Consider the following 22,168-nt stretch of genomic DNA (forward strand, 5'->3'; position numbering starts at 1 on the left):
TTGTCGGCATCTGTTTACAGTTGTAAACTTAAGCCATGGCCTTCGATGTGGACTGGGTTTACGGGGGCGAGCACCTATGGACTGGCCATCACGTGTCGGTGGCCGAGGCGAATGAGGCTCTTGCCGACGTCGACGCGCAACTGTTCGATCCGGACCCCAAGAGTAAGTCTGGCGCCAGCGCCCGCGTGCTCGGCTACTCACGTACCGCGGAAGCAGTGCTCGTGGTAATCCTCGTGCATCGAGAGGATAGGCCTAATGCCTGGTGGGGCGCGAACGGCTGGCGGGCAAACAGCACTGACCGACGAATTTATCGAGAAGGGGAGCAGCCATGAGCACAGACGCGAAGAAACTGGTCACTCAAGTTGCCAACGAAGCCGACGTAACGCGGGACGACCCAATGCCCGCAGACGTGGTACCGATCCGGCCGAACAAATCGGTACCGGTTGCAGTCCGCCTCGCCCCCGATGACGTCGCAGCGATCGAGGCACTGGCTGACCAGCTCGATGTACCGATCTCGGCACTGTTACGTGGCTGGATACTGGACGCCCTGACTGCCAAGCGGGACGAGTCGGTTTCGACCGCACTCGACCGGCTCACCGCAGATATACAGCGGCTGCGGGAATTGGTCGCCTGAGCAGGGTTATACCCGCTCGCAGTAGCTCTCACCGCCAGCCAACTCACAACCCAACAAGCAGCCGATTATCTTCGCAACTCACGGTCGGCGCTCGCTAAGGTGCTGGAACGTGCACGGACGCACCCTTCAGCAATGTGGGGCGCCACCTCCGGATCCTGCTGCATGATCTGGTTATCCATGGGGCAGTTCACACGCGAAGCGAAAAAGATACTCGGTGCCACGGCTCGGAATTCGCTTGAGGGCGGAAGCTTTTTCTCTACCTGAATTTGGATCACCCAGGCGATAGCACGTGCTGCGCGCCGGAGAGTGCCTGCTTCACCTGGTTGACTGATTCCAGCGGTCCGGACCATTCGACGGGAGTTCCACTTTGGGGGAGATTCAGAGCAACTTCGCCTTTCTGCTTGCGGAATGGACGGAGTTGGCTCAGCGTGCGCGAAAGGCTGAGCAGTTCGCGAGGATCGATCCGCGCGTCTCGATGTTCTACGCGCGGCACACGGCGGAGCATTTGGTGGACTGGGTCTATCAGGCGGAGCCGGGAATTTCCCGACCGTACCAGCCCGATCTGAATGCGCTGATGAACCAGCCGGAGTTCAAACGGGTGACCGGCGCCATGATCTGGAACAAGCTCACGGTGATCCGAAAGGCCGGCAACCACGCTGTCCACGACAAGACGGACCCGACGCCGCTTGGTGCGGAGTTGATGGTTCAGGAACTTTTCCATGTTTGTTACTGGCTGGCCCGCACCTACACGCGCGACGATGCGAACCTGCCGGCAGACGGCCTGACCTTCAGCGCGGCGTTCCTGGCACCTAGGCTCAAAGCTGATCAGGTTCCGGTGCAGCAAACCTCCCAGGACGTCGCCAAGTTGGCCGACGACGTGGCTGCCAAAGACGCTGCGCTGGCCTTGGCAGCGGAAAATACCGCCGGGCTCCAGGCACAGCTGTTGGTGCTGCGGCAGCAGGTCCGCGATGCCAAGAAACGCAACCAGAGCATCCCTGACGACCACGATTACGATGAGGCGCTGACCCGGGCGTATCTAATTGATGCCGAGCTGCAATGGGCGGGCTGGCCGCTGGACAAACCGGAGGATCGGGAGTTTGCGGTGGACACGATGCCCACCAGTTCCGGGACGCTCAGCGGCAAGGGGTACGTGGACTATGTGCTCTGGGGCGCGGACGGCCTGCCGTTGGCCGTGGTGGAAGCGAAGCGCGCCACGAAGGACGCGCACGTGGGCAAGCAGCAGGCCAAGCTGTATGCGGACGCGCTGCAGCTGCGCTTCGGCCGCCGTCCGGTGATCTACTACACGAACGGTTATGAGCACTGGATCTGGGATGACAGCTCCTACCCGGAGCGGCGGGTGCAGGGTTTTCATTCGCAAAGCCAGCTTCAGCTCATGGTGGACCGGCGCATCAGCCGTAAGCCGCTGGCAGAGGCCGTAATTGACAACAGCATCGTGGAACGGGCCTACCAGCACGCGGCCATCCGCGCCGTGACGGAAGCCTTCGAGACCAGAATTGAGCGCAAGGCGCTGGTGGTGATGGCGACAGGCACCGGCAAGACGCGTACCGTCGTCGCCCTTTCACAACTGCTGATGCAGGCCAACTGGGCCAAGCGGGTCCTCTTCCTGGCCGACCGCATCGCGTTGGTTGACCAAGCTGCCGCGGCTTTCAAGACGCATCTGCCCGGCAGCGCGCCTGCTGTTCTCGGCCGCGACACGGCGGCGGAAAGCCGCATCCACGTCGCCACTTACCCCACGATGATGAACCTCATTCAGGAGCGGAATTCAGGCTCGACGGCGCACAACCGGCCGTTTGGCGTGGGCTACTATGACCTCATCATCGTGGACGAGGCGCATCGCTCGATTTACCAGAAATACCGTTCCATCTTCGATTACTTCGACTCGCTCCTGGTTGGGCTGACGGCGACGCCACAGGCCGATGTCGATCGGAACACCTACTCCCTTTTCGACATTGAGGACGACGTTCCCACCTACGCGTACGAGCTCAATGAAGCTATCGACGCTGGTTACCTGGTGGCGCCGCGCGTGGTGCCGGTTCCGTTGAAGTTCCCCTCGGAGGGGATCCGCTACGAGGACCTCAGCGATGCCGAGAAGGAACAGTGGGACGAGCTGGAATGGGACGAAGACGGCGACATACCGGATTCCGTGGACCCGGCGGTGGTGAACACCTGGCTGTTCAACACCGACACCATCAATAAGGCTCTGGAAGCGCTGATGACGTCCGGGCACAAGGTGGCCGGTGGTGACCGGCTGGGCAAGACGATCATTTTCGCCAAAAACAACGCGCACGCGACGTTCATTGCCGCCCAGTTCGATAAGAACTATCCGCACCTTTTGGGCCACTTTGCGCAGGTGATCACTTATCAGGTGAAATACGGGCAGACCCTGATCAAGTCCTTCGCCCGCTCCCAGGACAACCCGCACATCGCGATTTCGGTGGACATGCTGGATACCGGCATCGACGTGCCGGAAGTGGTGAACCTGGTCTTCTTCAAGCCCGTGCGGTCGAAGACGAAATTCTGGCAGATGGTGGGCCGCGGGACCCGCCTTTGCCCGGATTTGTTCGGCCCGGGCGAGAATAAGCAGGACTTCTTCGTCTTTGACCTCTGCGGGAATGTGGAGTTCTTCAACGCGGGGTTGGCGGGAAATGATGGCTCCGTTGCGCGATCCCTCGCGGAGTCCACTTTTGCCGCCCGCGTGCAGTTGCTCCGGTCCATGGGGGCGGCCGGCGTGGGCGGGAGGGATCCGATGGTGGCGGATCTGGTGCATATCCTGAGTTCGCAGGTGAACCGCCTGCCGTTCGCCAATTTTCTGGTCAAGCCATATCGCCAGGCCGTGGAAAAATACGCCAAGGCGGAGAACTGGAGCGGGCTCTCCGACACCGAGGCGTCCGTGCTGGAAACCGAAGTTGCCCGGGTCGCGGGCATCGGTTCACTGCCGGATACCGAGGAAGCAAAGCGCTTCGACCTGCTGATGCTGCGGGCACAGCTGGCTGCTCTGGAAGAACCGGGGGCAGTGGAAACCCTGCGGCGGCGCATTCAGCAGATTGCCGGCGCCTTGGCCGAACAGCCCAATATTCCTGCCATTGCCGCCCAACTGCCGCTGATTGAGCAGCTGCTGGACGATCACGAATGGGAAGCGGTGAGCGTTGACTGGCTGGAGCTTGTGCGCAAGCGTTTGCGCGGGCTGGTCCACCTGATCGAAAAAAAGCGGCGAAAGATTGTCTACACCAACTTTGAAGACGATCTGGGGGAACTTCGAGATGTTCCGCTCATGGGCGTCTCCATGGGTGGCACGGATTTCAAACGGTATCGCGACAAGGTCCAGGCTTATCTGCGCGGACAGCTGGACCTTGCGGCAATCCAGCGGCTTCGCCGCAATAAACCGCTGACGGAGCTGGATCTTGCCGAGCTGGAGCGCATTCTGACAGATTGCGGCGCCGGGTCAGACGAAGATCTGGCCCGGGCCCGGCAGGAAGGTTTGGCCGGTTTCGTCAGATCACTGGTAGGACTGGACCGGGCCGCCGTCGAGGAAACTCTCTCCGAGTTTATTGGTGATTCCACTTTGACCGCCGGGCAGCTGGACTTCCTGAACCTGCTGGTGGTCCAGCTGTGCGAGAACGGTTCGGTGTCGATGGACGCGCTGTACGTCTCGCCCTACAGCGAGCTGGCGCCGACCGGTCCGGATGATCTGTTCGGGGACACGCGCTTTGATCAGCTGGAGCGGGTCCTGCGGTCCTTCGATAGTCCGTTCAAGGTGGGCTGAGTAACGGCGCCCTGCGTCTCAGGCGACTATCTCCACTTGAACACCGACAGCGTCGTATGTGGACTTGGCTCGTGCATCACGGGTTGCGAGTACGTACTCATGCTCGGCGGCAGCAAGGGCAACAATCGCGTCGTACGCCGCGCCACCGGTTATGCCAAGTCCCGCAAGAGTTTGCGGTATGCGTTTCGAAGCCGTCGGACTCAAAAGCAGTGGCGCGGCGAAGCGTTCGGTTAATAGTCTGGCGGCATCGCCAGGGGCGAGCCTGGCGTCCCCAGGCAAGCGGGTCAGCACAGCGTAAGTCTCCACCAAGGCGTGGCCGCTGAGCGCAAGTTCGCGCCCGCCCCACCACTGGGCGACCAGAGCATGCGCTCGGTGACTCATCAACAGCAGCGGTACTGCAACGCTGGTATCCAGCGCGACCGCGGGGTTCAACGCCGGCCGGAGTCAATGAGGCCGAAGACAATGTCGTCATCGATCTCCGTCGTACTCACCGCTACAAGCACACCCGACTCCTCGACTAGTCGTGCGGTTCGCCCGGCGGGGATCATCTGCAACCCGCTCCCATAAGGGGATATATCGACCACCGATCCCGGACGGAGTCCCAGTGCATCGCGTAAGGACTTGGGAACGACGATGCGACCCACCGAATCCAGAGTTGCTTCCATAGGGAAAACGCTACCAGCGTACTCCCAATTTGAATAGCAGTCAGGAACTGAGGAGTGACGGCGCGGTCCGCCCTGCCGAAGTACGACGGCGGCAGGTGACTTCCATACGAAAGCCACCTGCCGCCGTCGTACTCTTCGCTTTTAGTGTCCCGCCTATTTCGGGACGTCCGGGTTGACCTCGGCCTTCGTAATGGCCACGCTGCCCACGCCCCACTCATCGAGGATCTTCTTGTAGTCGCCGTTTTCGATCAGCTTATTCATCGCCTTGGCCACCACGTCCGTGAAGGGAAGGTCGTTCTTGGCCACGGCAATACCCACCGGGGAGGCCTCGTAGACGTCGCCAAAGGATTCGAGCTGGCCCTTGGTCTGCGTGACCGCGTAGGCGATGGTGATGGACCCGGCGGGCATGGCGTCCACGCTGCCGTTGACCAGGCGCGTGGTGACATCCGTCTGGTTCTTCAGGCTCACGATCTTGATGGCCGGCTTGCCGGCTGCGGCGCACTTGTCGTTGCGGCCCGCCAGGTCTTTGGTCTCCTGGAAGGAGCCCGTCTGCACGGCGATGCTGCGGCCGCAGATGTCGTCCAGGCTGAACTTCTTCGGGTTGCCTTGCTGCACGGCCCACTGGGTGCCGGCGCTGAGGTAGCTGACAAAGTTCGCGGCTTGCTTGCGCTCATTGGTGATGAAGAACGACGACGCGCTCAGGTCATACTTGGGCCCCAGCGAGGGCAGGATGCTGGTGAACGCGGCACTCTGGACGTCGATCTTGAGTCCCAGCAGCGCGCCGATAGCCTTGGCCAGGTCGACGTCGTAGCCGACGGGAGTCTGGCCGTCGGTGCCGCCCAGGAACTCCGCCGGGGCATACGAGGTGTCGGAGCCCATCACCAGAGTGCCCTTGTCCCGCAGGGCCTGCGGCACCGCGGCGGCCAAAGTCGCATCCTTTTGGATGGCGGAGACATTAAACGACGACGACGACGCGGACGCTGCTGCGCCCTGCTGGGACGCATTGGTGCAGCCTGTCAGCGCCAGGGCTGCCGCGGCGAGCAGGCCTGTCGAGAGCGAAAATATCGACTTTGCGGTCATCGGGAACCTCCGGCTCGGCTGGGTAAGCGTGGCCATAACTGGAATCAGGGTGTGCGGAGCACGCTACATTTGTCAAAATGCTATATCAGGGACGCGAAATGGATTGCATCCACGGCCGCCGATGACATGACGTTGCCATGGCGCCCTTCACTTTGCCGCAGCTGCGCTCTTTCGGCAAGCTGGTGGCCGGAACGCGGGGCAACATCATCCCGGCTAATGCGACCTTCGACCTGACGCTGCGGACCTTCTCCCCGGACCACAAGGAACGGCTGCTGGCCGGAGCGTTCATCATGCTGGGCGCGACGACGGCCGCTGACCTGGGGCCGCTGCCAGCAATCACTCGCCGCGTGCCGCCTTCGAATGAACTATCAGCGTATTTCCTGTGAGGGCCACCTTCCCCTCCGGCTCAGATCACATACCGCTCGGCCTCCGAGTCGCCGGGATGGCCCTTGATCAGGCCGGCGGCCAGGGTATTGCCGTCCGCGGGGTCGATGACCAGAAAGGCACCGGTGCGCCGGTGCGCGGCGTACGGCTCGGTGGGCAGCGGTGAAGCCAGCCGGATCTGTACGCTGCCAATGTCGTTGAGCTCCAGGCCGGAGGCCGGCTGTTCGCGGAAGTTGGCCAGATCCAGCTTCCCGGTGACGGCGCGGACCAGTGCCTGGACGGTTCGGCTGCCGTGCTTGACGAGGACTCTGCCGCCTTCGCTCAGCGGCTTGGGCGAGAGCCAGCAGAGCTCCGCGTACAGGTCCTGCGCCGGAGCGGTGAACGTTCCCGCGGCCGCGATGAGATCGCCCCGGGCAACGTCTATCTCGTCGGCCAGTCGCAGTGAGACGGACTGTGGAGCCACCGCGCGCTGCAGCTCCGAACCGGCGAAATCAATGCCGACGATGGTCGTTTGCCGCCCGGAGGGCAGCACCGTCACGCGGTCCCCCACGGCGACGGACCCGGAGGCCAGCTGGCCGGCATAGGCGCGGTAATCGCGAAACGCGCTCTGGCCGCCGTCGCCCGTTTCCGCAAGCTCTGCCGCCAGCTCCGGCGCCAGTGCGCCCTGCGGCCGAATCACCGTCTGCACGGGGAAGCGGAACGGCTCCTGCCCGCGCTCCAGCTCATCGGTGGACGGCAGTGCTTGCAGGATCTCCAGCAGACTGGGCCCGGTGTACCAAGGGGTGTGCGCGGAGCGATCCACCACATTGTCGCCCTCCAGCGCGGAAACCGGCACCACCAGCACGTCCTCCAGCCCCAGCTCGGCGCTGACTTTCCGGACGTCGTCGGCGATAGCGGTGAAGACGTCCGCGCTGTAGCCGACCAGATCAATCTTGTTCACGGCCACCACCACGTGCGGCACCCGTAGCAGCCGCAGCACGCAAAGATGCCGCCGGGTCTGCTCCAGCACGCCCTTGCGCGCGTCAATGAGGACGACGACGGCGTCCGCCGTGGACGCGCCGGTCACCGTGTTTTTGGTGTACTGCACGTGCCCGGGGCAGTCCGCCAGGATGAAGCTGCGCCGGTCGGTGGCGAAGTAGCGGTAGGCGACGTCGATGGTGATACCCTGTTCGCGTTCCGCCCGGAGCCCGTCGGTGAGCAAGGCCAGGTCGATCTGCTGGCCTGCGGGCAAGGAGCCGGGCTCGCCGCCGCCGAAACCGCGCTCCGCCGAGGTGCGGGTGACCGACTCCAGCTGGTCGGCCAGGATGGCTTTGCTGTCGTGCAGCAGCCGGCCCACGAGCGTTGATTTGCCGTCGTCAACGGACCCGGCGGTGGCAAACCGGAAGAGCGTATTATCCGTTAGGACAGCGCCGGAACTGTCAATGCGGCCGGTATCGTCGGTGCTTTCGGCAAGTTCGGATCGGTCGCCAAGTTCGGTGATTGCGGTCATTAGAAATAGCCGTCCTTCTTGCGGTCTTCCATGGCGGCCTCGGAGATGCGGTCATCGGCCCGAGTGGCACCACGTTCGGTAATGGTGGAGGCTGCTACTTCGCGGACCACGTCCGCCACCGTCGCAGCGGCGGATTCGACGGCGCCGGTGCAGGACATGTCTCCGACGGTCCGGTAACGCACCGTTTTGATCAGGACCGGTTCGTCTGCCCGGGGAAGCGAGACGTCACCCACGGCACGCCACATGCCGTCGCGGGCATACACCTCGCGTTCATGCGCGTAGTACAGGCCGGGCAGCTCAATACCTTCGCGTTCGATGTAGCGCCATATGTCCAGTTCGGTCCAGTTGCTGATCGGGAACGCCCGGACATGCTGCCCTGCGGTGTGCCGGCCGTTGTACAGATTCCACAGTTCCGGACGCTGATTGCGCGGATCCCACTGGCCGAATTCGTCGCGCAGGCTCAGAATGCGTTCCTTGGCCCGCGCCTTATCCTCGTCCCGGCGGCCGCCGCCGAAGACGGCGTCGAACCTGTTGACCCTGATGGCTTCCAGCAGCGGCGCGGTCTGCAGCGGGTTGCGGGTCCCGTCCGCGCGCTCGGCCAGCTCGCCGCTGTCGATGTGGTCCTGCACCAGCCCAACGACGAGCCGGAGCCCGAGCCGGGCCACCGTGCGGTCACGGAATTCGATCACCTCGGGGAAGTTGTGCCCGGTGTCCACGTGCAGCACCGGGAACGGCACCCTGCCCGGCCAGAAGGCCTTCGTGGCCAGGTGCAGCATGACCACGGAGTCCTTGCCGCCACTGAACAGCAGGGCCGGGCGCTCAAACTCGGCCACCACCTCACGGATGATATGGATCGCCTCGGATTCAAGCACGTCCAGCGAGGTCAGCCGATAGGCGGAAACTGGCGACTGGATCCTGTCGATGGTCTGTGTACTCATACGTGAAGCCCGCATTCTGTCTTGGAGGTTCCGGCCCAACGGCCGGCACGGGGGTCTTCGCCGGGGACGACTTTCCGGGTGCAGGGCAAGCAACCGATCGAGGGATAGCCCTGGCTCAGCAACGGGTTGACGGGGAGCAGATTGTCCTCGGAATACTGCACCACCGCGTCGAAGGTCCAGGACGCGATCGGGTTGACCTTGAGGAGTCCGTTGGCTTCGTCCCAGCTGACCAGTGGTGTGTTGATCCGCGTCGGAGCCTCTTCGCGGCGCACGCCGGTGAACCAGAGTTCGTATCCGGACAGCGATTTCCGCAGCGGCGCCACCTTGCGCAGGGCACAGCACCGGCCGGGATCGCTGGCGAAAAGATCCTTGCCCAGCAGCGAGTCCTGCTCGGCCACGGTCTGTTCCGGCAGCACATCCACCACATTGACCCGCAGCCCTGCCGCCACCTCGTTGCGGGTGGCATGGGTCTCGGGGAAGTGATAACCGGTTTCCAGGAAAAGCACGTCCACGTCCGGCAACTGGTCCGCGACCAGAGCCGGCAGCACCGCATCGGCCATGGAGCAGGCGACGGCGACGGCGCCGACGGCGAAGTTCCGCGCGACCCAGGCGATGACGTCCTCGGCGGCGGCATCCCAGCCGAGCTCGGCAGCACCCGATACGGCCAAAGCCTTCAGCTCGGCGTGACCGCGACGGGCCAGACCAGGGGCCGTTTGACGACCCGGCCCGCTCATTGCAGCACTCCCTCGTCGGCCTGCAGCGCCCACTGCGCGAATGACTCTTCCCCGGAACGGCCGGCAACGTACGCCCGCACCACGCGTTCCACGTAGTCCGGCAGCTGAGCCACAGTGACCTTGAGTCCACGGATGGTACGGCCCAGCCCGGCCTCAGCCCGGCCCACGTCAGCCAGCCCGCCGCCCAAGTGGACCTGGAAGCCTGGCGTGGGATCGCCGTCGGGCGTTGGCAGCATCATGCCTTTCAAACCGATGTCCGCGGTCTGGATCCGCGCGCAGGAGTTGGGGCAACCATTGATGTGCAGCGCGATGGGCTGCGTCAGCTCGCCGCTGTCGGTCAGATCCGCCAGCCGCTTCTCCAGCTCTTCGATCGCCGTCGCCGCCGTGTCCTTCGTGTTGACGATGGCGAGCTTGCAGAACTCGATGCCCGTGCACGCGATGGTGGAACGGCGGAACAGCGACGGCCGCGCGCTCAGGCCCAGCGAGTCGAGCGCCGTGACCAGGGATTCCACCCGCTCCCCGGGAACGTCGAGGATCACCAGTTTCTGGTGCGGAGTGGTGCGCAGCCGGAAGGAACCGTGTGCCTCCAGAACATCCGCGAGCGCAGTCATGGTTTCCCCGGACAGCCGCCCGACGGTAGGCGCGGCGCCGACGAAGAAATTGCCGTCCTTCTGCTCATGGATGCCGATGTGATCCCCGGGGGAAGTCGGCTTCGGCGCCGCCGGACCATCGGGAAGCTTGTACCCAAGGTATTCGTCCTCCAGGATCTGCCGGAATTTTTCCGTTCCCCAGTCCGCCAGCAGGAATTTCAGACGCGCCTTGTTGCGCATCCGCCGGTAACCATAATCACGGAAAATGCTGGTCACGCCCACCCAGGCATCCGCCGCGGTTTCCGGGGAAACAAAGGCACCCAGCCGCTCGGCCAGCCGCGGATTGGTGGAAAGAGCGCCGCCGACCCACAGGTCATAACCGGGTCCAAGCTCCGGATGCACTACGCCCACCAGGGCAAAGTCGTTGATCTCGTGGACCACGTCTTGGGAGGGGTGCCCGGTGATGGCCGTCTTGTATTTGCGCGGCAGATTCGCAAAATCCGGGTCTCCGATGAAGCGTGCGCTGAGCTCACGGATCAGCCCGGACGGGTCAATAATCTCGTCCTTGGCGATCCCCGCGACCGGACTGCCGAGAATGACGCGGGGAACGTCACCGCATGCCTCGGTGGTGGAAAGTCCCACGGATTCGAGCCGGCGCCAGATTTCCGGCATGTCCTCTATCTCGATCCAGTGCAGCTGGATGTTCTGCCGGTCCGTCAAATCGGCCGAGCCCCGGGCAAAATCGGTGGAGATGCCGCCGATCACGCGCAGCTGTTCGGTGCTCAGCGCCCCGCCGTCGATCCGTACCCGCAGCATGAAGTACCGGTCCTCGAGCTCGTGCGGCTCCAGCGTGGCGGTCTTGCCGCCGTCGATCCCCTGCCGGCGCTGGGTGTACAGGCCCCACCAGCGGAACCGGCCGTGCAGGTCATCGGAGCTGATGCTGTCAAAACCCTGCTCGGCATAAACGGTTTCAATCCGCGCCCGGCAGCTCAAACCCCCGTCCTCCTGCTTCCAGACCTCGTTGGCGTTCAGGGGCGCGGTCCCGTCCACCTTCCATTGGCCGTGCGGCTTGGCCGCTGGCCGGCCCGGACGGACGGGGCGTTCCGAGGGGGCGGACTCTGCGGCCGTTCCGGCTAGAGCTGTCTGTGTCATGGTTCGAGCGTAGAGGCGCAGCTGGCGGCCTCAAAGGAAAACGAAACGCTAGGTCACGCGCGGAAACATGGCGTCATGTTGGCGCAATGTTCCGGACGACGGCGCGCGGTCAACTTACGACGGCGCCCACGGGCTGAGGAGCCCGGTCAGACGATGCCGGGTTGGACGATGCCGGGTTGGACGATGCCGGGTTGGACGATGCCGGGTAGGACGATGCCGGTAGGACGATGCCGGTAGGACGATCAATGCTGCCCCTGCGCTGCGGCTACTGCCGCACCGCGCGGTCGAATCTTTCCAGCGCGATCCGGGCAATCGTGCCGACACCCGCCGGCAGCAGCGGAGCACTCACCAGATCCGCACCGGCTTCGGCCAGCTGGTCGTGGAAGAACCCCGGCGCCAGCAGGTAGGAGGCGACGGCCACACGCTCATGGCCCTTGGCCCGTAGCTGTGCAACCGCGTCCGGCACCGAGGGATGGGCTCCGGCACCGTAACCGGCCAGGATGCGGTTACCCCGCAGGTGCCGCAGCCCGGCGGCAACGACGCCCACGCTAACGGCCGCAGCCGGTTCCGAGGACCCCGCGGATGCCAGCACGACTCCCCAGTCCTGTGGGACGCCCAAGCCCTGCGCGACTCCCCCGTCCTGCGGGACGCCGTCGGGCTTCAATTCCTGCAGCCGCTCGTGCAGCAGCAGCGCCAGACGCGGGTCAGGCCCCAATGGCTGCGCCGCCGTCAGGCCCGGATCTCCTGCAACGGCTCGCGCGATGTCCACGCGCACATGGAATCCCACGGACAGGAGTAACGGCACGACGACGGCGCGCGTCCCCGCGGGCAGCGCGGCGACGACTTCGGGCAACGCCGGTTCCTGAACGTCAACGTACGCCTCCAGCACCGTCAGCTCCGGACGCAGGGCCCCGATTTCCGCCCGGACCGCGTCAATGCAGGCCTGGCCGGCAGGATCGCGGGTTCCGTGCGCGCAGGCAATCATCACCGGGCCCGGCGCGGCCTCGTTCGGCTCCGCCTGCCGTGCCACCTGGTCGTCCCCGCATCCCTCCGCCAGCCCGCTCACCGGCGCGGCCGCCGGCGTGCTTCACCGGCGCCAATGTGCAGCGCCCCCGCGGTGGGCCGGTAGATGCCCAGCAGCGCCCGGATCGCCGTCGTTTTGCCCGAGCGGTTGCTGCCCAAAAAGCCAAAGGTTTCGCCCTCCCTCACGTCGAAGGACAGGTCCTGAATCACCGTCTGCTCGCCGAAGTCCATCCGGAAGTCTGTGCTGTGGACCAGCGGAGCGGCTGTCGCAGAAGTCATCTGCCCAGCCTAGCCAGTTTCCGGGCCGGGCGTCGTGATCCCGGCGCACGCCCCGGCCCGACGTTCCACCGCTCTGAGCGGATCGAGCGAACGCCCGCGCACGCCGTAACCTGATAAGCGACCACCCGGACCGGATCGAACCGAGATGCAAGCCATGAATTTCGACGTCGCATTGACCCTGGACCTGCTGGGGGTATTCTTTTTCGCTGTTTCCGGATGCCTGTTGGCCGCGCGCAGGGGCTTTGACATCGTCGGGTCGCTGCTGCTCGGGTCTCTCGTGGGGCTCGGCGGCGGCGTGATCCGGGACGTCATCATCAATGCCGGCGTGCCAGCCGCCTTCTCCCAGCCGCTCTATCTCGTTCCCCCGGTGCTGGCGGCCGTGCTGGTGCATCTGTTGTTCAGCCGTGTGGAGCTCGGCGGCAGGCTGCTGATCATTTTCGACGCCGGCGGCCTGGCTCTGTTCTGCGTCACCGGCGCGCTCAAGGCCCTCGACGCCGGGCTCAATCCGGTGGCCGCGATCCTGCTCGGCGTGACAACAGCCGTGGGCGGTGGCCTACTCCGCGACATCACTGCCAACGAGGTTCCGCAGCTATTCGACTCGAAGGACCTGTACGGGATTCCGGCCTTCGTCGGCGCAGGGCTGACAACCGTGCTCTTCAGCACGGGAATGCTCAACCTGGTCACCGGAACTGCTGCCGCCGTCGCCGTTTTTGCCCTGCGCATTCTGGCCTGGCACTTTGGCTGGCACGCTCCGATGGCGGCACGCTGTCACCGCAGGGACGCCGCCCGCGGCTAGGATTGACAGGAGATCCCCCACCGACTCGGAGCCTAAGTATGAGCGACATGTTCCTGAACAATTTCCGCGCCCTGGTCCCCAAATATCTGGAGGAGCCCTGGCAGGAAGCGGACGGCATCCCGCTGGCCGAACTCGACCAGCTGCTGGCCGGGCACAACGTCACCGTCCCACAGGTGCTGCGCGAGTTCCTGCATGCGCTGGGCGGCTGCGAGGACCTGATGGAGGCCTATTACTATTTCTGGGATCCGGAGGAACTCGAGGTGGAAGACGGCTACCTGCTGTTTCTCGAGGATGAGGACGAGGAGTTCACCTGGGGCTTCCGCGCCGAGCAGTTGGCCGTCCCCGATCCGATTGTCTGGCGGCGCAATAACGCCAACGGGAGCTGGACCAGCGAGGACGGCACCTTCAGCGAGTTCGTCTTCGACATGTTCGAGTGGGTCTTCTCTGATGAGGACGACCTTGACGGCGACGAGGCTGACGGGGGTGAGGACTAACGAAGGTTCAGGCCGCCCGTGGCACATTGCGCCATGGACAGAGCTTCAAAGTTGGGGAGACGGGTAACCGCGTGCAGCAGGACGTCGGCCAGGGGCGCCAATGGAAGCTTCTCGTTGCGCGGCAACCCGACGGCCGGATGCACAACAGTACCGTCCCCTGAGCCGCCGTTCGAGCATGCGAGGTGCAGTTCGGGATGCTCGTGAAGACGCCACAAGTGATAGTTCGGAGCAGCCGAAACACAGGTGATGTAGCCGTTGGACCGCAGTGCCCGTACCATCAGTGGGTCCGCGCTGGGGCAGGCCTTGGCCCAAGCTTAGACCGCCCGGTCAACGACGGCCCGGGCGAACCCGCTCAGCGCGGATTTCACCACACCCTCAGGAACCGGAGCCAGCGACGCCACTGCCTCCTCCGCCCATTGCCGGGCAATCGCCCAGGACTCCGCCGTGACGGCGTGCTCCCGCAGCGCTGCCACCGCCTCGGCCAGAGCATCGTCGCCGCTCAGATCTCCCTCGACCAGTGCGAGCACGCCGGCTGCGGACTCATCGCCGGCAGCAGCGGCCTTGCGCAGCAGCAGGACCGGCAGCGTGGCCACGCCCTCACGCAGATCGGTCCCTGGCGACTTTCCGGAAACCTGCTTCAACCCCGTGACGTCTATGACGTCGTCGGCCAGCTGGAAGGCAACGCCCACCTTCTCGCCGTACTCGACCAGCACCCGCTGGATCGGTTCCTCGACGCCGGCAAAGATCGCCCCCAGCTGCCCGGACGCGGCGACCAGGGAACCGGTTTTGTCCGCAATAACCGACAGATAATGATCCACCGGGTCCTGATCCGGACGCGGGCCGACGGTCTCATGCAGCTGGCCCAGACAGAGCCGCTCGAAGGTCCGGGCTTGGATCCCCAGCGCCTTTGCGCCCAGCTCGGAGACCAGGATGGAGGCCCGCGCAAAGATCAGGTCACCGGTCAGAATGGCAACTGTGTTTCCCCACACTTCATGGGCAGTCGGCGCGCCGCGGCGAAACGGCGCCGAATCCATGACGTCGTCGTGATAGAGCGTGGCCAAGTGTGTGAGCTCCACGACGACGGCGGCCTGGATCACCTCGGGGCGGCTGGGGTCCCCGAGCTGGGACGCCAGCAACGTCAGCAGCGGGCGGATGCGTTTCCCGCCGGCTTCCACCAGGTGCCTGCTCGTGGCATCCGCCAGCGGATCCGAGTTGGCGATGGCTTCGCGAAGCTGCTTCTCCACCTTGGCCAGCGACAGTGAAATCGCCGGGCCAAGGTCCGGATCCGCTGCAATCTCGGCGAACCCCTTGGGCAATTGAAGGCCAGTGGCAATGGCCATGGTCGTTGGAGCCGGCTCTGCGGATTCGGGACGGCCATGTCCGGCGTGGGTCCAGCCGGAGTCTGCGGAAGTAGTCACGGCTTAACACTAACTTTCGTAAAGAGGCGGAGTTGTATTTCCGGGCCAATAAGCCGGCCGCCTGGCTTAATACTGATGGTCATGCTGTCTGGTTATTGGTGGCCGGAACCAGCATTTCCAGCAAATGAATCACTCTATCCTCAAAGCCCTTGCCGCCGCTGTCTGTCAGGTTTGCCAGCATCCGCACCACAAAGCGCATCAGCACGGGGATGGGCATGCCGCTGAGCAGCGCGAGCTTCATGATCCGGGGTTTGCCGATCAGCTGCGCAAAGGCCCTTCCGAGCGTAAAGTGGCTTCCCCATTGTCCGCGGATATACCCGCTGTAGCCGGCGAGCGCATGGTCGCGGGCCAGCACGGAATTGGCCCCGGCAGCCCGTTGAATGAATTCGGCCGCATAGCGCGCGGACTCCATGGCATAGGAAATTCCTTCGCCGTTGAAAGGACTGACCATTCCACCGGCGTCACCAAGCAGCAGCATGCCCGGTGAATAATGCGGAGTCCGGTTAAAGCCCATCGGGAGCGCCGCTCCGCGGATTTCGCCCACCTGGTTGTCCGGATGAAAGCCCCATTCATCCGGCATGCCGGCGGTCCAGTCGCGCAGCACCTGTTTGTAGTCGAGCCTGCCGAATTCACGGGAGGAATTCAGAATGCCCAGGCCCACATTGGATGTGCCGTCGCCGACGCCGAAGACCCAGCCATAGCCGGGAAGCGGATTCCCCGCCTTGTCCGGCAATTCCAGCCAGCCCTCCATCCAGTCGTCGTTGTGCCGCGGACTGGTGAAATAGGTGCGAACCGCCACCCCGAGCGGGCGGTCGTCGCGTTTGTGCATCCCCGCCGAGACGGCCGTCCGGGTGGAATTGCCGTCCGCCGCCAGCACCACGTCGGCTTCAAAATCCTTGCTTGCGCCGGTTTTGCGGCCGGTATCATCGAGCAGCGCAGCGGTGACACCAACCACTCGCCCGCCGGCATCCCTGCGGGCGGCCGTGACGCTGTGGCGTTCAAGGACGACGGCGCCCGCAGCCTGAGCGTGCCGGGACAGGGCTTCGTCGAATCCCAACCTGGTGCGGATCAGGCCGTATTGCGGAAAATCGCTCAGTTCCGGCCACGGAACCTCCACCGTGCGGCCACCGGCGATCAGCCGCAGGCCCTTGTTCCGGCGCCAACCCTGCGCCTCGTCGTGCGGCAGACCCAACAGCGCAACCTCTCGCACGGCCCGCGGCGTCAGACCGTCACCACAAACCTTCTCCCGCGGGAACGCGGTCTTTTCGAGCACGGTGACGTCCAGGCCGGCCCTGGCCAGGTGATAAGCAGCGGTGGAACCGGCCGGTCCGGCACCGACAATGAGGATCTTCATCTGGCGGCTGGCCTTCGCGGCCGGTGCGTGCGCGACACCGGCCCAACGGGTCCGTTATCTTCGCGACCCGGTTTGATGGCCCGGTGGACGGCGACGATACCGCCGCTGAGGTTGCGGTAGGCCAGATCGGTCCAGCCCGCGTCCTGGATCCACTGCGAGAGATGGTCCTGGTCCGGCCAGGCCCGGATGGACTCCGCCAGATAGACGTAGGCGACGGGGTTGGAGGAAACCTTGGTCGCGATCGCCGGGAGCGCGCGCATCAGATATTCGGTGTACATGGTCCGCCAGAGGGCAACGGTGGGGGCGGAGAACTCCGCTATCACCAGCTTCCCGCCGGGCTTGGTCACGCGCAGCATTTCCTCCAGTGCCTTGTGCGGGGCGGTGACATTGCGCAGCCCGAAGGAGATGGTCGTGGCGTCAAACGAATTGTCCGCAAACGGCAGATTGGTTGCGTCCCCGGCGATGAAATCGATGTCCGGGCGCCGGCGCTTGCCGACCTTGAGCATCCCAACGGAGAAATCACAAGCCACCACGCTGATGCCGGCATCCGCGTACGGCTCACTGGAGGTGCCGGTTCCGGCGGCCACGTCCAGGACCCGCTGACCAGGCTTTGCCCCCACCGCGTCCACCACGATCCGACGCCAACGGCGGGTCTGCCCCAAGGACAGGACATCATTCACGACGTCGTATTTGGGCGCAACATCATCAAACATTGCGGCTACTTCATCCGGACGCTTCTCCAACGATGCACGGTTCACCTGTCCATTCTGTCAAAGATTGGCTGCATCCGTGCACTCCGGCCATGCCGCTCCACCCCGTCGGCGCACCTGCTACCGCGGAGTAGTGTTAATTCATCATGATTGCGCCCCTGACAACGCTCACCGTCCCGTTGGACACATCCGCGCTGGATACATCTTTTTTTGATCCATCGCCCGCAACTGCCGACTCGGCCCCCGGGCAGGATGGAGCGGCACGCCCGGGCGCACTGCTGAATTTTCTCCGTGCCGACGCCGCCTTGTGCTGGGTCTGCCGCTGTGAGGGGCTGGTGGGTTTCGGTGAGATTGCCCGGTTTACCGGGACCGGCCCGGAGCGCTTTTCCGCCGCGGAGTCCTGGTGGAAAGAGCTGCTGGCGGGCGCGGCGGTCGACGACGGCGTCCGGCTACCCGGTACCGGCCCGATTGCTTTCGGAACGTTCGCGTTTTCCAAAACGTCCGATTACAAGTCGCGGCTCATTGTGCCCCGGATCGTCGTCGGCTTCAGGGGCGGCCGGGCTTGGCTGACCGAGCTGTGCTTGGACGGCGGCTCCCTCACGGCGGAGGGCGCGCACGCGGAACTTGCCCGTCTGGCCGCCGCACCGGGCGCGGACGACGCGGTGGGTGGGGCTCCGGGCGGCGACGCAGCAGGTGCGGCTCGGACCGGCACGAGGAAGGACATCCCGGCGCAGCCGAGGGCGGAACTTGCACCGGGGTCGCTCACCGAGCAGGAGTGGATGGATTCCGTGGCGGCAGGAGTGCGCGCCATCGAATCCGAGCACCTGGAAAAAATCGTGCTGGCCCGCGACATCGTTGCCCGGCTGGACGGGCCCGTCTCCCGGGCGGGGCTGCTGCAGACCCTGGCGCAGCAGTACAGCGAATGCTGGACCTATGGCGTCGAGGGTGTGGTGGGGTCCACGCCCGAGATGCTGATCAAGGTAGAAGGGACCACGGCGCTGGCGCGGGTACTGGCCGGGACACTGGACCGCGAAGGGGCGCCGGAGGACGGCGAAGGCTTTGCCCGGGAGGTGTTGGCCGGCTCGGTAAAACAGCGTCAGGAACACGATTTCGCGGTTCATTCGTTGACCCGTCAACTGGCCCCGTTCGCCGTCGACCTTTCCGTCCCGCCGGAGCCGTTCATCCTGGAACTGCCCAATGTCTGGCATCTGGCCTCCGACGTCGAAGCTGTCCTGGCCGACGCCGACGGGCATCTGCCCACGTCACTGGCGCTGGTGGAGGCGCTCCACCCCACGGCGGCCGTCTGCGGCACGCCGCGCAGCAAGGCCGGGGCGTTGATCCTGGAACTGGAGCAGCTGGACCGCGGACCGTACGCGGGCCCGGTGGGATGGCTTGACGGGGCAGGAAACGGTGAATGGGGCATCGCTCTGCGCGGTGCGGTGCTGGAAGATCCGACGACGGTCCGGCTGTATGCGGGCGCCGGGATCGTGGCAGCCTCCGATCCGGCCGCTGAGCTGGCCGAAACATGGGCAAAGTTCCGTCCGATGCTGCAGGCACTCGGTCTGCGGACTTAAGCGGCTGCACCGGGGGCTGCCGCCTTGTGCCGTCCGGGCTGTTTGATTCCGTGTGGCTTGACCAGCGGTGTTTGACCAACGGTGTCTGATGTAGTGCTGCTGTGCGACCTCATTGGCGGCGATTCCGGGATTCCAGACTTTGCTTCACGGAGGCCCCTTGCGCGCGGCCGGATAAAGTTGTCGAATAGTGAAATGATGTTGTCTGTGATGCACATCTCATCGCGGTTATACACTGTAATACCTAGACCTCGTATTTCCTCCTGACACAAAGGGTAACAAGATGCCACTCTCCTCCAAGCTGATGGTCCGGATGACGGCCGTTGCCGCTGTAGCTGCCTTGGCACTGACCGGCTGCACCACGGCCTCCCAGAACAATGCCGGAGCACAATCCGGGGCTTCCGGCTCCTCCAGCTTTGACCCCGGCGCGGTCCAGAAGGATGATGCGCTGGCCGCGGCCGTTCCCGCCGCACTCAAGAGCAAGGGAACCATCACCGTCGGATCCGATACGTCCTACGCCCCGGCCGAGTTCCTCGGCGGCTCCGACGGGCAGACCCCACAGGGCTACGACGTCGATTTTGCCAAGGCCATCGGCGCCACCCTGGGCATGCCAGTGAAGGTACAGACCGCCGAATTCACCGGTATCATTCCCGCCCTTGGCGCCAAGTACGATCTGGGGATTTCCTCCTTCACGATCAACGCAGAACGACTACAGGCGGTCAATATGGTCAGCTACTTCAACGCCGGCACGCTCTGGGCGGTGCAGAAGGGCAACCCGAAGAAATTCTCCCTCGATGACGTCTGCGGCAAGACCATCGGTGTCCAGACCGGAACGGTGGAGGAGGACCCGGATGTCTCCGGCCGTTCCGCAAAATGTGTTGCCGACGGCAAGGCCGCCATCAATATTGTGACGCTGAAGGCGCAAACGGATGTCACCACCCGCCTGGTCAACGGCAGCATCGACGCGATGTCGGCTGACTCCCCCATCATCGGCTACGCACTCTCGCAGACCGGAGACAAGCTGGAGGTGCTCGGCGACGTCTACGATTCCGCGCCGCAGGGAATCATCACGCTCAAGAGCGACACCGCGCTGGCCGATCTGATTGGCAAGGTTATGAACAAGCTGATTGACGACGGCGACTACAAGAAGATTCTGGATACCTGGAACAACTCCAAGGGGGCCATCACCAAGTCTGAGGTGAACCCGGCGGTGGGAAGTTGAGCGGCCCTGCCCTCAGCGGCACCCGGTCGGATAAGGCGGCACCGGCGCGGCCTGAGCTCATTGACGCGGTTCCGGTCCGGCATCCGGGCCGCTGGGCCGGTGCGGTGATCATCTTCATCGTTGCGGCACTGCTGGTGCAGAGCCTGGTCACCAATCAGAATTTCCGCTGGGACACCGTCGGCACCTACCTCTTGGATGTCCTGGTGATCCAGGGCATCGGCTGGACCCTGCTGCTGACGGTCCTGTCCATGGTGATCGCGATTGTGCTGGCGATTTTACTGGCCTTCATGCGGCAGTCCGATAACCCGCTGTTCCGCTATGTCAGCTGGGTCTGGGTCTGGTTTTTCCGCGGCACCCCGGTCTACACCCAGCTGGTGTTCTGGGGTCTGATCGCCGTGCTGTATCCCAAGATCGCTCTCGGCGTGCCGTTCGGTCCCGAATTGTTCAGTTTCAGCACCCAGGATGTCATCAACGCATTCATCGCCGCCGTTCTCGGCCTGGGCCTGAATGAGTCCGCCTACCTGGCGGAAATCTTCCGGGCCGGCCTGAAGTCCGTGGACACGGGCCAGATGGAAGCGGCGGAAGCGCTGGGCATGCGCAAGTCCAAGATCATGTGGCGCATCATCCTGCCGCAGGCCATGCGCGTCATCGTGCCTCCCACGGGCAACGAAACCATCGGCATGCTCAAGACCACTTCGCTGGTGCTCGCTGTGCCGTTCACCCTGGACCTGACGTTCGTCACCAACGGGATCGCCAACCGCAGCTACCTGCCGATCCCGCTGCTGATCGTCGCCGCCATCTGGTACTTGGTGATCACCAGCGTCCTGATGGTGGGCCAGTACTTTATTGAACGCCACTACGGCAAGGGCGTGGACAATCTGATTCCCGCTCCGGTCAAGGCCACCCAGGCCGTTACCGCAGCCCATACCACGCCGGCAACAACGGCGGACGAAGGTGGCCACGTATGAGCACGCCAATGAACGAAACCGTTGCTGCCGTGAAGACCGGCGAACCGCTGGTCCGGATCGAGGACGTCCACAAGTTTTTCGGCACCCACCATGTCCTGCGCGGAATCGACATGACGGTCCGGGAGGGGGAGGTGTCCGTCATTATCGGGCCTTCCGGCTCCGGAAAATCAACCCTGCTGCGTTGCGTCAATATGCTCGAAACCATCAGCGCCGGGCGGATCCGCGTACGCGACGACCTGATCGGCTTCCGGGACGTCAATGGCAGGCTGCATCATCTGCCGGCCAAGGACATCGCGGCCCAGCGCCGGGAAATCGGCATGGTGTTCCAGCGTTTCAACCTGTTCCCGCACCGAACAGCGCTGCAGAATATCATCGAGGCCCCCACGCAGGTCAAAAGGCAATCCAAAGCGGCTGCCAGGGCCAAGGCCATGGAACTGCTGGACCGTGTGGGACTGGCGGAAAAGGCCGACTACTACCCCGCACAGCTTTCCGGTGGCCAGCAGCAGCGTGTCGCCATTGCCCGCGCGCTGGCGATGGAGCCGGAGCTCATGCTCTTTGATGAGCCGACGTCGGCGCTGGACCCTGAGCTGGTCGGTGACGTCCTGAACGTGATGAAGGATCTGGCCCAGTCGGGGATGACCATGATCGTCGTCACGCATGAAATCGGCTTCGCCCGCGAGGTCGGGGACACACTGACGTTCATGGACGCTGGGGTCGTGGTGGAAAGTGGGGATCCACGCGAGGTCATGGCGAACCCGCAGCACGCCCGCACCCGGGAATTCCTTAGCCGCGTCCTTTAACCCCAGCCGCGTCCTTAACCAAAGCCGCGTCCGCTAGCCCAAGCCGCGTCCGCTGACCAGGACCGCCCTCCCCGCGGCCATCC

General features: G+C 64.4%; 22 protein-coding genes and 1 pseudogene. 10 read left to right on the forward strand and 13 right to left on the reverse strand.

Annotation, left to right across the window (positions count from 1 at the left end):
- Nucleotides 1-35 precede the first annotated feature (35 nt).
- The 3 genes from QMG52_RS02820 to QMG52_RS02830 all read left to right on the forward strand — a co-directional run bounded on the left by QMG52_RS02820 (nucleotide 36) and on the right by QMG52_RS02830 (nucleotide 4,418).
- The gene (locus QMG52_RS02820) at nucleotides 36-332 is read left to right on the forward strand and encodes a hypothetical protein (protein WP_283558921.1); all 297 of its coding nucleotides are present in this window, start codon (nucleotides 36-38) and stop codon (nucleotides 330-332) included.
- Complete coding sequence (locus QMG52_RS02825) at nucleotides 329-634, forward strand: hypothetical protein (protein ID WP_283558922.1); 306 nt, start codon at nucleotides 329-331, stop codon at nucleotides 632-634. Before QMG52_RS02820 ends, QMG52_RS02825 begins: the two co-directional genes overlap by 4 nt.
- Nucleotides 635-1,001: 367 nt before the next feature.
- Nucleotides 1,002-4,418 (forward strand): DEAD/DEAH box helicase family protein, encoded by a 3,417-nt coding sequence (locus QMG52_RS02830; RefSeq protein WP_283558923.1) that lies wholly within the window; start codon nucleotides 1,002-1,004, stop codon nucleotides 4,416-4,418.
- Between the two features lie 18 nt (nucleotides 4,419-4,436).
- Here QMG52_RS02830 and QMG52_RS02835 read toward each other — a convergent pair whose 3' ends face one another.
- The 3 genes from QMG52_RS02835 to QMG52_RS02845 all read right to left on the reverse strand — a co-directional run bounded on the left by QMG52_RS02835 (nucleotide 4,437) and on the right by QMG52_RS02845 (nucleotide 6,163).
- A complete protein-coding gene (locus tag QMG52_RS02835; RefSeq protein WP_283558924.1) occupies nucleotides 4,437-4,850 on the reverse strand; it encodes a type II toxin-antitoxin system VapC family toxin in 414 nt (137 codons plus the stop codon).
- Complete coding sequence (locus QMG52_RS02840) at nucleotides 4,847-5,083, reverse strand: AbrB/MazE/SpoVT family DNA-binding domain-containing protein (RefSeq protein ID WP_283558925.1); 237 nt, start codon at nucleotides 5,081-5,083, stop codon at nucleotides 4,847-4,849. Before QMG52_RS02840 ends, QMG52_RS02835 begins: the two co-directional genes overlap by 4 nt.
- Before the next feature lie 153 nt (nucleotides 5,084-5,236).
- The gene (locus QMG52_RS02845; protein ID WP_283558926.1) at nucleotides 5,237-6,163 is read right to left on the reverse strand and encodes an ABC transporter substrate-binding protein; all 927 of its coding nucleotides are present in this window, start codon (nucleotides 6,161-6,163) and stop codon (nucleotides 5,237-5,239) included.
- Nucleotides 6,164-6,300: 137 nt separating this feature from the next.
- On the opposite strand from QMG52_RS02845, the gene QMG52_RS02850 reads away from it, so the two are divergent.
- A complete protein-coding gene (locus tag QMG52_RS02850; RefSeq protein ID WP_283558927.1) occupies nucleotides 6,301-6,549 on the forward strand; it encodes a hypothetical protein in 249 nt (82 codons plus the stop codon).
- A gap of 20 nt (nucleotides 6,550-6,569) precedes the next feature.
- Here QMG52_RS02850 and QMG52_RS02855 read toward each other — a convergent pair whose 3' ends face one another.
- From QMG52_RS02855 to QMG52_RS02880, 6 genes and pseudogenes are all read right to left on the reverse strand, one after another.
- Nucleotides 6,570-8,036, reverse strand: a complete 1,467-nt coding sequence (locus tag QMG52_RS02855) for a sulfate adenylyltransferase subunit 1 (protein WP_283558928.1) — start codon at nucleotides 8,034-8,036, stop codon at nucleotides 6,570-6,572.
- Nucleotides 8,036-8,974, reverse strand: coding sequence for a sulfate adenylyltransferase subunit CysD (gene cysD, locus QMG52_RS02860; protein ID WP_283558929.1), 939 nt, complete (start codon nucleotides 8,972-8,974; stop codon nucleotides 8,036-8,038). Before cysD ends, QMG52_RS02855 begins: the two co-directional genes overlap by 1 nt.
- A complete protein-coding gene (locus QMG52_RS02865) occupies nucleotides 8,971-9,708 on the reverse strand; it encodes a phosphoadenylyl-sulfate reductase (RefSeq protein ID WP_283558930.1) in 738 nt (245 codons plus the stop codon). The genes cysD and QMG52_RS02865 overlap by 4 nt, the downstream gene beginning before the upstream one ends.
- Nucleotides 9,705-11,450 (reverse strand): nitrite/sulfite reductase, encoded by a 1,746-nt coding sequence (locus tag QMG52_RS02870; RefSeq protein WP_283558931.1) that lies wholly within the window; start codon nucleotides 11,448-11,450, stop codon nucleotides 9,705-9,707. Before QMG52_RS02870 ends, QMG52_RS02865 begins: the two co-directional genes overlap by 4 nt.
- A gap of 265 nt (nucleotides 11,451-11,715) precedes the next feature.
- Nucleotides 11,716-12,435: a sirohydrochlorin chelatase gene (locus QMG52_RS02875; RefSeq protein ID WP_502920441.1), complete on the reverse strand. Its 720-nt coding sequence runs from the start codon at nucleotides 12,433-12,435 to the stop codon at nucleotides 11,716-11,718.
- A gap of 113 nt (nucleotides 12,436-12,548) precedes the next feature.
- A pseudogene (locus QMG52_RS02880) lies at nucleotides 12,549-12,704 on the reverse strand (ATP-binding cassette domain-containing protein); the annotation flags it as partial.
- A gap of 202 nt (nucleotides 12,705-12,906) precedes the next feature.
- On the opposite strand from QMG52_RS02880, the gene QMG52_RS02885 reads away from it, so the two are divergent.
- Both QMG52_RS02885 and QMG52_RS02890 read left to right on the forward strand, forming a co-directional pair.
- Complete coding sequence (locus QMG52_RS02885; protein WP_283558933.1) at nucleotides 12,907-13,548, forward strand: trimeric intracellular cation channel family protein; 642 nt, start codon at nucleotides 12,907-12,909, stop codon at nucleotides 13,546-13,548.
- Between the two features lie 38 nt (nucleotides 13,549-13,586).
- Nucleotides 13,587-14,042: a hypothetical protein gene (locus QMG52_RS02890; protein WP_283558934.1), complete on the forward strand. Its 456-nt coding sequence runs from the start codon at nucleotides 13,587-13,589 to the stop codon at nucleotides 14,040-14,042.
- Here QMG52_RS02890 and QMG52_RS02895 read toward each other — a convergent pair.
- The 4 genes from QMG52_RS02895 to QMG52_RS02910 form a co-directional block, all read right to left on the reverse strand.
- The gene (locus QMG52_RS02895; protein ID WP_283558935.1) at nucleotides 14,039-14,320 is read right to left on the reverse strand and encodes a hypothetical protein; all 282 of its coding nucleotides are present in this window, start codon (nucleotides 14,318-14,320) and stop codon (nucleotides 14,039-14,041) included. The genes QMG52_RS02890 and QMG52_RS02895 overlap by 4 nt on opposite strands.
- 36 nt (nucleotides 14,321-14,356) lie before the next feature.
- Complete coding sequence (locus QMG52_RS02900; RefSeq protein WP_283558936.1) at nucleotides 14,357-15,460, reverse strand: polyprenyl synthetase family protein; 1,104 nt, start codon at nucleotides 15,458-15,460, stop codon at nucleotides 14,357-14,359.
- Nucleotides 15,461-15,539: 79 nt separating this feature from the next.
- Nucleotides 15,540-16,814, reverse strand: coding sequence for a geranylgeranyl reductase family protein (locus QMG52_RS02905; RefSeq protein ID WP_283558937.1), 1,275 nt, complete (start codon nucleotides 16,812-16,814; stop codon nucleotides 15,540-15,542).
- Nucleotides 16,811-17,572: a demethylmenaquinone methyltransferase gene (locus QMG52_RS02910; protein WP_283558938.1), complete on the reverse strand. Its 762-nt coding sequence runs from the start codon at nucleotides 17,570-17,572 to the stop codon at nucleotides 16,811-16,813. The genes QMG52_RS02905 and QMG52_RS02910 overlap by 4 nt, the downstream gene beginning before the upstream one ends.
- 98 nt (nucleotides 17,573-17,670) lie before the next feature.
- Here QMG52_RS02910 and QMG52_RS02915 point away from each other — a divergent pair, with 98 nt between their 5' ends.
- The 4 genes from QMG52_RS02915 to QMG52_RS02930 all read left to right on the forward strand — a co-directional run bounded on the left by QMG52_RS02915 (nucleotide 17,671) and on the right by QMG52_RS02930 (nucleotide 22,085).
- Nucleotides 17,671-19,098, forward strand: coding sequence for an isochorismate synthase (locus QMG52_RS02915; RefSeq protein WP_283558939.1), 1,428 nt, complete (start codon nucleotides 17,671-17,673; stop codon nucleotides 19,096-19,098).
- A 280-nt stretch (nucleotides 19,099-19,378) separates the two neighbouring features.
- Entirely contained in the window at nucleotides 19,379-20,317 is a 939-nt protein-coding gene (locus tag QMG52_RS02920) for an ABC transporter substrate-binding protein (protein WP_283558940.1), read from the forward strand.
- Nucleotides 20,314-21,285 carry an amino acid ABC transporter permease gene (locus QMG52_RS02925; protein WP_434615324.1) on the forward strand — a complete coding sequence of 324 codons (972 nt, stop codon included), beginning with the start codon at nucleotides 20,314-20,316 and terminating at the stop codon, nucleotides 21,283-21,285. The genes QMG52_RS02920 and QMG52_RS02925 overlap by 4 nt, the downstream gene beginning before the upstream one ends.
- Nucleotides 21,282-22,085: an amino acid ABC transporter ATP-binding protein gene (locus tag QMG52_RS02930; protein WP_283558941.1), complete on the forward strand. Its 804-nt coding sequence runs from the start codon at nucleotides 21,282-21,284 to the stop codon at nucleotides 22,083-22,085. Before QMG52_RS02925 ends, QMG52_RS02930 begins: the two co-directional genes overlap by 4 nt.
- Nucleotides 22,086-22,168: the final 83 nt, after the last annotated feature.

The organism is Paenarthrobacter sp. PH39-S1 (assembly GCF_030063245.1).
Classification (GTDB): Bacteria; Actinomycetota; Actinomycetes; order Actinomycetales; family Micrococcaceae; genus Arthrobacter_M.